The 12,654-nt window shown below is 46.5% G+C and carries 14 protein-coding genes; 10 read left to right on the top strand and 4 right to left on the bottom strand.

Features of this window, described 5'->3' with window-relative positions:
- Positions 1-130: 130 nt before the first annotated feature.
- The 9 genes from NWE96_10350 (at position 131) to NWE96_10310 (ending at position 7,450) form a co-directional block, all read left to right on the top strand.
- A complete protein-coding gene (locus NWE96_10350) occupies positions 131-1,699 on the top strand; it encodes an oligosaccharide flippase family protein (protein MCW3984375.1) in 1,569 nt (522 codons plus the stop codon).
- A 134-nt stretch (positions 1,700-1,833) separates the two neighbouring features.
- On the top strand, positions 1,834-2,892 hold the full coding sequence (locus NWE96_10345) for a glucose-1-phosphate thymidylyltransferase (protein ID MCW3984374.1): 1,059 nt from the start codon (positions 1,834-1,836) through the stop codon (positions 2,890-2,892).
- A gap of 64 nt (positions 2,893-2,956) precedes the next feature.
- Positions 2,957-3,460: a dTDP-4-dehydrorhamnose 3,5-epimerase family protein gene (locus tag NWE96_10340; protein MCW3984373.1), complete on the top strand. Its 504-nt coding sequence runs from the start codon at positions 2,957-2,959 to the stop codon at positions 3,458-3,460.
- A gap of 6 nt (positions 3,461-3,466) precedes the next feature.
- Positions 3,467-4,474 carry a dTDP-glucose 4,6-dehydratase gene (gene rfbB / locus NWE96_10335; GenBank protein ID MCW3984372.1) on the top strand — a complete coding sequence of 336 codons (1,008 nt, stop codon included), beginning with the start codon at positions 3,467-3,469 and terminating at the stop codon, positions 4,472-4,474.
- Positions 4,471-5,361 carry a dTDP-4-dehydrorhamnose reductase gene (gene rfbD, locus NWE96_10330; GenBank protein ID MCW3984371.1) on the top strand — a complete coding sequence of 297 codons (891 nt, stop codon included), beginning with the start codon at positions 4,471-4,473 and terminating at the stop codon, positions 5,359-5,361. Before rfbB ends, rfbD begins: the two co-directional genes overlap by 4 nt.
- Before the next feature lie 53 nt (positions 5,362-5,414).
- Positions 5,415-5,774, top strand: a complete 360-nt coding sequence (locus NWE96_10325; GenBank protein ID MCW3984370.1) for a ribonuclease P — start codon at positions 5,415-5,417, stop codon at positions 5,772-5,774.
- The gene (locus NWE96_10320) at positions 5,737-6,045 is read left to right on the top strand and encodes a YhbY family RNA-binding protein (GenBank protein MCW3984369.1); all 309 of its coding nucleotides are present in this window, start codon (positions 5,737-5,739) and stop codon (positions 6,043-6,045) included. The genes NWE96_10325 and NWE96_10320 overlap by 38 nt, the downstream gene beginning before the upstream one ends.
- A gap of 228 nt (positions 6,046-6,273) precedes the next feature.
- Entirely contained in the window at positions 6,274-6,861 is a 588-nt protein-coding gene (locus NWE96_10315) for a hypothetical protein (GenBank protein MCW3984368.1), read from the top strand.
- A gap of 4 nt (positions 6,862-6,865) precedes the next feature.
- A complete protein-coding gene (locus tag NWE96_10310) occupies positions 6,866-7,450 on the top strand; it encodes a hypothetical protein (protein ID MCW3984367.1) in 585 nt (194 codons plus the stop codon).
- Between the two features lie 260 nt (positions 7,451-7,710).
- Here the strand turns inward: NWE96_10310 and NWE96_10305 are convergent, their stop codons facing one another.
- Genes NWE96_10305 through NWE96_10290 form a run of 4 tightly spaced genes read right to left on the bottom strand, consistent with a single transcriptional unit; the run spans position 7,711 to position 11,721 of the window.
- Complete coding sequence (locus tag NWE96_10305) at positions 7,711-7,965, bottom strand: hypothetical protein (GenBank protein ID MCW3984366.1); 255 nt, start codon at positions 7,963-7,965, stop codon at positions 7,711-7,713.
- A gap of 36 nt (positions 7,966-8,001) precedes the next feature.
- Positions 8,002-8,862, bottom strand: coding sequence for an 8-oxoguanine DNA glycosylase (locus NWE96_10300; GenBank protein MCW3984365.1), 861 nt, complete (start codon positions 8,860-8,862; stop codon positions 8,002-8,004).
- A 2-nt stretch (positions 8,863-8,864) separates the two neighbouring features.
- Positions 8,865-10,988 (bottom strand): GTP-binding protein, encoded by a 2,124-nt coding sequence (locus NWE96_10295; GenBank protein ID MCW3984364.1) that lies wholly within the window; start codon positions 10,986-10,988, stop codon positions 8,865-8,867.
- Between the two features lie 58 nt (positions 10,989-11,046).
- Entirely contained in the window at positions 11,047-11,721 is a 675-nt protein-coding gene (locus NWE96_10290) for a hypothetical protein (GenBank protein MCW3984363.1), read from the bottom strand.
- 134 nt (positions 11,722-11,855) lie between these two features.
- Between NWE96_10290 and NWE96_10285 the strand changes: the two genes are divergently transcribed.
- On the top strand, positions 11,856-12,620 hold the full coding sequence (locus NWE96_10285) for a serine/threonine protein kinase (GenBank protein ID MCW3984362.1): 765 nt from the start codon (positions 11,856-11,858) through the stop codon (positions 12,618-12,620).
- The last annotated feature ends 34 nt before the right edge of the window (positions 12,621-12,654 follow it).

Here is a 12,654-nt window from a genome sequence, read left to right as displayed (position 1 = left end):
CCCACAAACTGGCTTGCAAACTGTTTACTTTTTGTTTTTTCTTCTAATTTTTTGTTCATTCATACCAAAAGCGATAAACATCACCTCAACACCAACAGTAAACTAAAATGACCCCTGACCGGTGAGTGCGTTGAGTAAAGCTACTGATATGGCAAAAGTTTCAGCTAAAGGCGGCTTTCACTTACTTTGGGGGCTTGTTGCATCCACCCTTATCTCTTCGATCGGTACGATTCTTATTGCTATATTTTTAGGCGAAGACAACATGGGTCTTTATGCCATTGCTGTTGCTGCTCCCAACATTATGACGATTTTTAGGGATTGGGGTATCAACACTGCCATGATTAAATATTCTGCGCAGTATAACAGCGAAAATAATGTGGCTAAAATTAGGAGTATATTTGTATCTGGGTTGGCTTTTGAGATTGTTTTTGGTTTAGCTCTGACTTTGCTTTCAATTGCTATTTCGGGTTTTCTAGCTGATGTCTTTCAGCGTCCTGCGATTGCTCAATTGATTCAAATTACTTCTTTGTTCATTTTGTCAGGTGCACTTATCAATACTGCGACGGCCGCTTTTACGGGACTTGAGAAGATGCATCTTAACAGTATTATGTTGATTGTTCAGTCTGTGGTTAAGACTTTTCTAATTATTGGGCTTGTTTTGGTCGGTTTGGGTACTCTTGGTGCTGTGGTTGGTTATTCGGTAGCGGTTATGATTGCGGGTATGTCTGGAGTTTTATTAATGTATACGCTGTACCGTTCCCTGCCCAAATCTGCTGACGGCGGTTTGGAGATAATTAAAACTACCAAGATGATGCTCAAGTATGGGTTGCCGCTGTCTATAGGTGCTATTTTGACCGGCTTGTTAACTCAGTTTTATGGTATTATTTTGCCGATTTTTGTTTCGGATAATGCTGCGATAGGTAATTACTCGGTTGCGACTAACTTTGTTGTTTTGATTACTTTCTTTGCTACTCCGGTGATTACGATGTTGTTGCCTGCGTTTTCAAAACTTAACTATCAGAAAGAGCCTGAGGTTCTTCAGAATGTTTTTCAGTATTCAGTAAAATACGCTGCACTCATAGTGGTGCCAGTTACTGCTATTGTGATGTCGCTTGCGCAGCCTGCGATAGGCACGATTTTTGGGGACCGCTACTTGCATGCGCCTCTGTTTCTGGTGTTATTGTCTATTACTTACCTGATGTCTGCTTTGGGCACGTTAAGTATCGGTAATTTGATTAATAGTCAAGGGGATACGAAGTTTAACTTGAAAATGAGCATTTTAACTGTGATTGTTGGTTTTCCTTTGAGTTTTATTTTGGTTTCTCAATTTGGCATAATAGGTTTGATAGTTACAACCATTTTGGTTGCTGTTCCTCCGTTGCTATGGAGTTTGGTGTACATTAAACGGCGGTATGGTGTTTCTATAGATTGGGTTTCTTCGGCAAAGATTCTTTTCTCTTCAGGTGTGACTGGTGTTGCGACTTATTTAGTGGTTTCTTGGTTGCCGTTTAGCAGTCCCATCCGTTTGTTGTTGGGTGTAGTTTTGTTTGTGGCTGTTTTTCTACTGATTGTTGTATTGACAAGGACGTTAAGTAGCAGTGACCTTGTGAACATTAGGCAGATCGTGGATGGACTTGGGCCTCTGCGTAAACCCATAAACCTTGTTCTTAATTTGATGGAGAAACTGATGCCCAAATAGTTCATTTAATCGCAATAATGCTTCGGTTTATTTCTGCCCTGTGTTTTGTGTGTAATTTGGCTCTTTATAGGAAGCCATATAACGCTGAGAAATCCAACTCAATATATCAAATTCAACTACAGGTTACGATTGACATGAAAGCGCTCGTTCTAAGCGGCGGCAAAGGAACACGGCTACGTCCCTTAACCTTTACCTGCGCCAAACAGCTCATTCCAGTAGCTAACAAACCCATCTTAGGTTACGTTCTAGATCAAGTTGCGGCAACTGGGGTAAAAAAAGTCGGCATCATCACGGCACATGAAACGGGTCAATTCGTCGAAGACTACGTTCGCGACGGTTCCACTTGGGGCTTTAGCGTGAACTATATTCCTCAGGAGCCTTTAGGTTTAGCGCATGCCGTGAAGACTGCTAAGAAGTTTTTGGGGCAAGATTCCTTTGTTATGTGTCTTGGCGATAACGTTACTGGTCAAGGTTTAGAGGCGTATGTTAAGAAGTTCAAGGCTGAGCGTTTGGATGCGCTTATAATCCTAAAAGAAGTCGATAACCCCTCTGCCTTCGGCATAGCCCAACTGGATGCAAAAGGCAACATTGTACGCCTTGTGGAGAAGCCAAAAACACCCATGGGCAACCTCGCAATTATAGGTACTTACTTGTTCTCCAACAAAGTCCACCAAGCCATAGAACGCATCAAGCCGTCTTGGCGGGGCGAACTTGAAATCACTGACGCTATTCAAGAAATGATTAACATGGGTTTCTCTGTGAAGGCTGAAATCCTCAATTCATGGTGGCTTGACACAGGCAAAAAAGACGATATACTCTCGGCTAACGCCAAAATCTTAGACGAATACATAGAACGCGACGTTAAAGGTGCCGTAACTAACAGCACCGTAGATGGACGAGTAACGGTCGCGGAAGGTTCCCAAATCGTGAACAGCACCATCCGAGGGCCCTGTGTTATCGGCAAGAACGTTTTGGTTGAGAACTCTTTCATTGGCCCATACACGAGCATCGGTGGCGGCTCAAAAATATGCAACTCTAACCTCGAATACTGTGTCGTGCAAGAAAACGTCACTATAAAAGATGTTGAGCGCTTAGAGGACAGCTTAATCGGCAAAAACGCAAAAGTAGCACGCAACCAACGCAACCGAACAATAAAGTTACATGTAGGCGATTTCTCGGAAGTCGAAGTCTAGGGGTTGAATTGGGGAATATTATAAATATTTTCATTCGATAACTTGACAGACAGGCAAGACAGCTATGTTAGACGGGATAAGAATTAAGCCAGTAAAGCGGTTCTCTGACGAGAGAGGCTTCTTCTGCGAAGCTATGCGATCGGACTGGAAAGACCTCTTCGGAGACGACACAATAGTCCAAGTTAATCATTCGTTTACTTATCCCGGTGTTGTTCGCGCTTGGCACCGCCACCTAAGAGGACAGGTGGATTACTTCTTGGTGCTTGGGGGGGCTGCAAAAATCTGTGCCTTCGACGACAAATCTGCCGAATTGAATGAAATCGTTTCAAGCGGATTGGATTTGCAGGTAGTCAGGATGCCGGGTCACTACTGGCACGGCTTCAAAGCAGTAGGCACAGAACCTGTTATGCTCGTTTATTTTACAACTAAACTGTATGATTCAAAGAGCCCTGACGAGGAACGGCGGGCTTGGAATGACCCAACACTCATTCCCAAGAAAATCAACGGGAAAACCACCGATGAGCGTGTTGGTAAAAGTTGGGATTGGAATTATCCACCACATAAGTGATGAACCATGAAAGTGTTAGTGACAGGCGGCTTAGGTTTTATCGGCAGCAACTTCTGCAGGCACATGCTTGCAAAGTACCCTGACTACGAAATTATAAACGTCGACAAAGTAGGCATCGGAGCGAATCCTGCAAACTTGCATGATATAGAGAACGATAAACGCTACACCTTCATAAAAGGCGATATCTGCAACCCCCAACTCATGAACCGCCTAATCCACCAAGTGGACGCAGTAGTTAACATCGCCGCGGAAACGCATGTTGACCGAAGCATCGTAGACCCAAACGTTTTTCTCCAAAATAACACCTTAGGAACTTTCACGATTCTGGAGGGCATCCGTCGTCACAACCACAAAGCCCGCCTACTACAAGTGTCTACGGACGAAGTTTACGGCGAAGCCTTAGAGGGTTCTTTCACGGAGAATTCTCCTCCTAAACCATCCAACCCCTACTCGGCATCCAAAGCCGCCGCCGACATGTTCGTCTTGTCCTACCACAAAACCTTCGGCTTAAATGTCTCAATTACTCGATGCACAAACAACTTTGGACCCTACCAAATGCCTGAGAAACTAATTCCCAAAACAGTCATCCGCGCCCTAAGGGACTTGCCTATTCCAATTTACGGCAAAGGCACCAACATCCGCGACTGGATCTACGTTACCGATCACTGTGAAGCCATAAGCACCGTGCTGGAGAAAGGTGAGCCGGGTGAAATCTACAATGTATCCGCGGGCAACGAAGTCACCAACATAGAAATAGTCAAAAAAATCATCAGCCTACTCAAAAAACCCGAAGACCTCATAACCTTCGTCGAAGACCGACCTGGGCATGACACCCGCTACAGCCTTGACTCCTCCAAGACACGCAAGGAGTTAGGTTGGAAACCTAAAGCCACCTTCCAGGAGGCTTTAGAGTCAACAGTGGAGTGGTACCTTAAAAATGAGCATTGGTGGACCCCGTTTGCGACTGATGTGATTTTACATCCGACACCTTGGAAGCTGGGTGGTTCCCGTTGAAGCTGCTGATTACTGGTGCTGGCGGTCTTTACGGTTCAAAACTTGCGCAGTTGGCGCTTGAGAGGGGTTTTGAGGTTTATTCTTCTGACCTTTCGGTTCAGTCGGTTTATGGTAAATCGGTTAAGCTGGACGTTTCAGTTAAAGCGGAAGTTGACGATGTTTTTAGAACAGTTAAGCCTGATGTGGTTGTTCATGCTGCAACTTTAACTGATGTAGATAAATGTGAATTAAACAAGCATCTGGCTTGGGCGGTTAACGTGGACGGCACAAAACACATCAGGGAAGCATCCGAGCGTGAGGAAGCATTTCTGGTTTACATTTCAACAGATTACGTGTTCAGCGGCGAGAAAGCGCCCTATGTAGAGTCAGATGCAGCTGACCCCATAAACTATTATGGGTTAACCAAACTCGTAGCCGAAGAAATCGTCCAAACTCTACCCGAATTCTTCATCGCCCGTCCCAGCGTAATTTATGGCGCCACTCCTGCGGCTGGAAAAGTAAACTTTGCGCTCTGGCTTATCGAAACCCTGCAAAAAGGTGAACGGGTCAAAATTGTCAAGGACCAATGGAACACCCCCACACTTAACACTAACCTCGCCGAGATGACGCTTGAAGCCATTGAACGGCACTTAACTGGAATCTATCACTTGTCTGGTGCTACGCGGGTTAGCCGCTACGAGTTCGCCCTCAAAATCGCTGAAACCTTCAAATTAGATAAAACCTTAATCGACAAGGTTGCTTCATCGCAGTTCACTTGGCCAGCTAAACGTCCAGTTGACTCCTCGCTTGACACTTCGCTGGCTCAGCGAACCCTTCAATGTAAACCGTTACCGTTAGATGAGGCGCTTGAACGTCTTAAAGTGGAACTCTCAGAGAAAAAGGCTTAGTGACATCGCAAGTATTATGTAAGCGAACCGTGCCTTTCTGCATTGTTACAGTTATGATGAAGCAGAGTAGCATTAAGCAGATTGCTAATCAACGCATCGAGATACTCTTTGAGCAGGCCAAAAAAGTAGTTAAAGCCGACCCTAAACTGGCAGCCCAATACATCGGCTCTGTGCGGCGCATTGCCATGGCGGCCAAAATCCGTTTACCAACAGAATTCCGAAGACAAACCTGCAAAGATTGCAACGCGCTGTTTGTGCATGGGGTTAACTGTCGGGTTAGGGTAAAGCAGAAAAGGGAGCCTCACGTCGTAGTAACATGTTTAAACTGCGGGAAACAAACCCGTTATATGATTAAGAAAAAGGTGCAAAAGACAGTTGAGCAAGATAACTACAAGGATGAAGCGCCACGTTAGGCACGTGCTAAAAGATGAGAACCCGACGATTTGGGTGGGCAAAGACGGCTTAACACCGCAGTCAATCGCCGAGATGGAAAAGCAACTCCAAAAGAATAAGATGGTGAAAGTCAGAATACTCCCGGCTGCGCTCAAAGAGTTGACGACGGCTGAGGAAATAGCAAAAAAAGCTGCAAAAGAAACAGAAGCCGCTTTGGTAGAAGTGCGGGGGCACGTTTTTATCCTGTTTAGGAAGCGCAGGTCGCCTGAAGCCCCGCCAACTCAGTCATAACCATAATTTGTATAGTTTTTGTTTTAGATACAGGTGTCTCCAATCCATGGGCTTCTTCGGGCGTAAAAATTAGGAGTTAATGTTAGTGTTTTATGCATTAAAATTAATTGGTTGATTTTAAATCAATGTTTTTTTTGGCTAAATCCTGATGCATTATGCTCTTGCTGATTGAGGATGAATAAACCTTAAAGGCGGGGCAGGGGTATCTTGTATATTGAGGAAGCTTCAATGCAGCTAATAGGGGTAGTTCTACTCTTAATAAGCATAGGATTAGTAGTTGGGCCAGTTGGCGCAGTAATATACATTTACAAAGACGATTTAAGCGGCTTAATCATCCCGCCCGAAGTTAAAGGATTAGTTAACGGCGACTCAAGCCTATTTATCACAGACAACGCAGGTGGTGGAGACGATTCACCTTTTGGCAGCTTCGTGCAGCCTGAATTCGTAAGCGCAAACATCGACAATGCCGCACGAACCTTCTCAGTCACAGTGAACGTAACCAACTCATTCACGATAGATTTAACCCTAAACAACCTCAGCACAGACGTAGAAACACCCGACCACCAGAGAATCACAAATGTAGCCTTAAGCAACGCTTACACGATTCCTCCTGGCGAAAGCGCTCTGGTAACCGTGGTTGGTTCATGGACGCAGGCTGGGGAAGCATACTTCTTAGATCACTACGCTACAGGAGAACCAGCTCAAGTAGTGCTGGTAAACACGGTCATTGACATCAACGGGGTAACCGTTGAATTAAGTGAACCCATCCAAATCACCGTTCCCATGTCCACCTCAGGATTAACCATAACGGGGTAAACTTATGCCCAGACAAATAAACTACGTAGCTTTAGTTGCAGGCGTCGTGACTCTGGTTTTGATAGCTGCCTCAGTGTTTGTTCCATGGTGGCAATTCAACGTCGGCAACCCAGCCTTAGCCAGCGTCAACTTTTCACCAGTCAACTTCAACTTCGCAATATTCAACACCGTCCTCACTGTGCCGATCATTTGGGCTCTAAACCTTGCTTGCCTGTTGACTCTGCTTGCAGGCGGCATAGCCCTGCTTGTCTACTCGGTTATACCCGCGAAATCTTACGCTAAACCCTTGCTGGGGTTCGGATACAAAAAACCCCTCTACGCCGTCATACTGTTCTTAGTGGAATTATTCGTTCTTTACTTATCCGTAAGGCTGCTAACAGGCGTTAACCTACCGCTTGTCGGGTCAACGGCTCTCCAACTTCCAGAGATATTTTCAGGCGGCATAACCGTAAAAGTTGCGGTTTCAGCATTCTTCAACTGGACCTTCTACCTCTCAATAGCCGTTGTGGTACTCTGCTTTGCTGCAAGAATTTACCACGGAAAAGCCGCTAAGCCGCCTGCCACAGTTACAGTCAATCCCAAAAATTAATCAAAGCAGCTATGTTCCTTGCCAAAATCGTTTGTTCTTTATATAAGGGAGGGGGGTCAGTGGCAGAGCAGCAGCCTCTGCGGTTACGGTTTCGTATGCAGCTTTAAATGACGAGGGATAGTAGAAAAACTACAGTTGATACTTAGTCTGCCGAAGCATAAACCAGCTAAACCTAAAACAGACATCGCAGCCAAGCCCTCCGCTGGAAGAAGATGAAATAAGAGGAATCCACATCAACTTCTAAAAAAGGAAAACAGAACTTATGGGTTACCAAACCACTTATCGTACCATGCGTTAAACATGTTTAGGCAGTCTTTTTGCCATGCTTGTTCGCCCTGTTCTTTGCGCAGGCAATTGACAAGTTCTAAGTTATGGGCAATTTCCGTTTTTGCCTCTTTAAGCGCCGCTTCGACGTCGTCAAGCATGTCGTTTCCGCCTGCAGCGTAGTCAGGGTTGGTTTGGCGCAGAAACTCGCGTTTGTGTTTGATTAATTCTTCGATTCGTCCTTCATTCATAAATAGCACCAATAAGCAATGCCAGTAAAGCCAATTTTAATGTTGCGTCCGCTCGTAATGGAAGAGGTATTCCTGTGCGTAGCCAGCATAGCAGCCGAAGTAGCTGCGGGCAAAATCGCCAATTTTAATGTATTCACCGTTTGTTAAGGAGTTGTGACTTTTCATCTTCGCTACCAACTCTTGGGGGAACTTGTCGGCGTAGTGGTTTAGGATTACCCGTTTAACCCAGACATCCACCGGAAACGCCTCGGGCTTCTCCAGCGAAAATAGCAACACACAATCAGCCACCTTCAAACCAACACCCGAAAACTCCAAAAGCCTCCGCCGAGCATCCAAATACGGCAGAGCCCGGAAGGCTTCAAGGTCAATTTCTTCTTCAACGACTTTTTTGGCGGTGGCCTGTAGGTATTTTGCGCGGTAACCTAAACCGCACCCAAGCAACCCCTCTTCACTTACACCTGCAAGCTTTCGCGCGGATGGAAAAGTGTGAAACACGCAGCCGTCAAAAACTCTTTTTTCTCCATATTTCTCTGAAATTTTACGCAGCATCAACTCTATGGCAGCTATACTCTTGTAGGTAGCGCAAATAAAGCTGGATAAGCATTCCCAGGGCACTTGTCGCACAATGCGTAACCCTTCGAACCGCTTTAGTGCGGCTTGGATGTAGCTGTCTTTAGAGATGCAGCGGCTGATTTCTTTTAAGTTATCGTTTAACCCAAAATACTGCCGCACAAACCCCTCGTTGGCGCCCTCAAACTCCAAATCCGAACCGCACTGACGAATCTTGATGACTTTGTCGCCGACAACCCCATACCACCAACCACCGATTTTTCGCCAACGAAACACCTGCCCGCAACCGAGCGAAAAATCCAAATCAAACGCCACATCAAGCCGCATAGTTACTGCTGCTCCATGAACTTTTCGGGTTTAGGCACTTCAGGCGCTAAACCTTTGCGTTTACGTAGTTCAGCAATGACTTCGGCGGCGAGTTTTTTTGGCATTTTTTCCCAATGGTCAAAGAAGGATTGCCAAACAGCCCTGCCTGAGGTTGCTGAGCGGAGTTCTTTTGAGAAACCGAAGGTTTCGGCAACTGGTATGTAGCCGCTGATTTGGGTTAAGAGTCCTTTTTGTTCAAACGAGGTGACTTTGCCTCGTCTGGTTGAGAGGATGCGGGAGGATTCACTGGCAAGTTCAGAGGCGACAGTAATTATTATTTTGTAGACTGGTTCTTGGAGCGTTGGGTCGGCAGTTAGGAAGCTTGCAAAAATCCCTTTACCGACGCCACGCATAACCTCAGAGTTTGCCTCTGCACCCTCGCCAAGCTGGAAATCAGTGAGGTTAACTTTTAGATGCCGAATCGGTTCACCACACAGCGGCCCCGCACCGCAAGCGTACTCGAACCCCGCGATGATAGCCTCCAGAACCTCTTCGCAGACGTAATCGGTTTTGCTTTCACAATCAAAAAATACGTTGCGGTGCTCGTCGATTGACAGAATAATGCCCTTGTCATCTTCCGGTGATGATGCATCCTGTTCTGGTTCAACCTGCACCCAAAAACTGCTCTGCTTATTTGGACTTTTAGCCAAAGCAACAACGCCCTTTTTTTGGGCGCACTCCATGTATACGACTCTTGGTGACGAAACGGTGACTTCGATGCCGCATTCGTTTCTAAGCTGGTTTAGTGCTACTTCAAGGTGCAATTCTCCCATGCCACTGAGTAGGTACTCGCCTGTTTCTTTGTCTGTTGCGGTTTTGAGGTTGGGGTCTTCGAGTGCCAGTCTCGCTAAACCCTGCTGCATCACCTCGATTTCGGAGGGATTTTTGGGTTCAACAGCTACCGTGACAACGGCTTCAGAAACATAGCTGACGCCCTCAAAGGGAACCATGCCCTCTTTATCTGCTAAGTCAACAAGGGTTTCCCCTGCTTGAACCCGTCCAGTCAATGTCAGTGAAGCCAAGTTGCCTGCTGAAATCTCGGAGACTTCTTCACGGAACGAGCCCATGTCAAGGGCAACCTGTTTCACTTCAGCGTCAATGAGGGCATCCACAAGATGCAGCCTGTCACCTTTTTGCACTTTTCCTGAGAACAATCTGCCCGAAACCGTAGTGTCGCCGCCAGGTTCTGCATGAATGTTCGTTACATACACCACTGCAGGTCCATCATCGCTGCATTTTGTGAGTGATTTGCCAACTTTTGAGCCAACCTGCCCATCCCAAATCTTGGTAATTCGGTAAGCTTGCGCCTCCCTCGGACTTGGGAGCACAGTGGTAGCCATTTCAAAAATCGCCTCATACACTGGCAGGGTTTTTTTGAGTTTATTATGCTCGCCTGCTTTGACGGCTTTGATTATGTCTGTGAATTTGACGCCCTGCTGTTTTGCTATGCCATAAGTGAAACCCCAACCGTGCAGCGCCGAACCAAACGCCACGCTACCCGCGGCGGGGTTGATTTTCCATTGGGCTCTGTAGGGGTTTTCGGTGTAGAGTTCGATTAGGTCGTTGAAGCGGTTGATTATTTGGGTGAGTTTAGTTTGGATTTGCTCCTCACTTAACTGCAGCTCAGTGATGAGGCGGTCGACTTTGTTTATGAAAAGAACAGGGCGGACGCGTTCTTCGAGGGCTTGGCGGGTGAGGATTTCGGTTTGCGCCATAATCTCCTCAACTGCATCCACCACCACGACTGCCCCGTCGGTGACGCGAAGTGCCCGTGTGACTTTACCCGTGAAATCCACATGACCAGGCGTGTCAACTAAGTGGATAAGGTAAGCTTGCTCGTCTTTCTTGTAGAGCAACGTTATGTTGGCGGTTTTTATGGTGATTTTGCGTTTCTGTTCCTCTTCAAGGTAATCAAGCACCCGCGCGACGCCAGCCATCTGTGGCGAAAGTAATCCCGCGCCAGCCAGAAGAGAATCCGCCAGGGTGGTTTTGCCGTGGTCGATATGGGCGATTATGCCTATGTTGCGAATTTGTGCTTTGTTGCCCATTAGGGCTTGGATTTGGGGGATTTGCTTGAACCGCGGCATCTAACAACCCGTAAGATAGCCATAGTTTGGAGCCGAGGTGCATATTATCTTTTTTATTCTACATGACTGGTTCGGTTGCTGGAGGCGATTGATGTTTGGTTGTGGTTTGCTGTTTTCTAATCAACAAAACCGTTTCAGACACATACAAAACAACAGACAAGGCTGCCGTCAACGCGAAGGGTGCATAAAGTGTAGAAAGCATGATGCCGTCGGCTAATCCGTTGCCGCCTATGACTGAGCCAGAAAGGACGGCTGAATAGGCTAAATCAACCAAAATTAGCGAGGTGGGAACACAAGATAAGGCAAGCAGCAAAGAAGTGAAGGCGTTTTTCGGATTCGTAAAAGTTTTTGCGCCATAATTTAGTGCGACTGTTACTACTGCAATGGTTGCAGCAAAAAACAGTGGATATCCAATTAAGCCTTCAGTGGTTAAACGGGTGAGGAAAAAAGCTAAAACGATCGAGGCTGCTAAGGCAACTCCGAATTTTTTTATAGGAAAACGGAACCAAAACAAAAGCCCCGCACAAACTAACCCAACAAAGACGGGTACAATTGCGCCAAAAACGTCGATACCTAAAGACCAACTAACTATCATTGGCGCATGGTATGGGTTGGCTTTGAAGTAATCTCCAAAAAGTCCCACAGCAACTATGCCTAAAGCTGCCGCTACTGCACCTAAGAGGGCGACGGTGACGCTTTTGATGTATATTTTGGCGTCTGAGCTAACGGGCATAGTCTCCACTTATCGGGTTAATAAGACGGTTTGGAGGCTATTTTTGGGTGGAGACGTATTTTTTGGACGCACACCGGCCCTCAGCTGAGACGAAAAGGCTTTTTCCCTCGCACCATTGATTTAAGCGGAACGCCATGCCAAAATCAGCAGTCATCACCCTAAACCAACTCGAAGAGGAACCCTACGCATCCGTAGTTTGCTATCCTAAGGCAACCCCCAGCGAAATGCAACCCCGCATAGATGAACTCCGCAAGTTGGGTGTTGAAGCATTGGAGTTCTGTGGTAAATCTTCAGCGTTCACTTTGTCTGTGTTGGGCAAGGGTTATGTGGGTATTGTTGTGACGGCATGTGTCTGCGGCGAGCGGTTGGCGCTTAAAATGCAGCGAGTGGACTCAGACAGGGCAAGCTTGGAGCGTGAAGCTGAACTGCTGTGCAAAGCCAACTCTGTTGGTGTCGGTCCGAAGTTTGTGGCGGTGACCAAACATTTTCTGCTGATGCAACTTGTTGAAGGAGACCTGCTTGAGGCGTGGCTTCAAACACACAAAGACAAAGCCGTTGTCCGAAAGGTTTTAGCTGACATTCTGGAGCAATGCTGGCGGCTCGACGAAATCAGCCTCGACCACGGGGAACTCAGTAAAGCACCCAAACACCTCCTCGTAGATGGAACAGATAAGCCGTTCATCGTGGATTTCGAAACCGCCAGCACCCAACGCAACGCATCCAACGTCACCTCGGTGTGCCAGTATCTGTTTCAGGGCAATAGCGAAACCTGTAAAACTATATCGACGATTTTGGGCGAAAGAAACAGAGAAAAACTCATCTCAGGATTGAGGAATTACAGAAAAAACCGGAATCGCACCAACTTTGAAGACTTAGTGAGGTTATGCCTCGAATATTAACCTGCATTGCTTCTTCTGTTCTAAATACGAAACC

It is taken from the genome of Candidatus Bathyarchaeota archaeon, assembly GCA_026014685.1.
In the GTDB taxonomy this organism is placed as follows: Archaea; Thermoproteota; Bathyarchaeia; order Bathyarchaeales; family Bathycorpusculaceae; genus Bathycorpusculum.
Note: the sequence above shows the minus strand (reverse complement) of the source record. Positions and strands in the feature narration are given on the sequence as shown.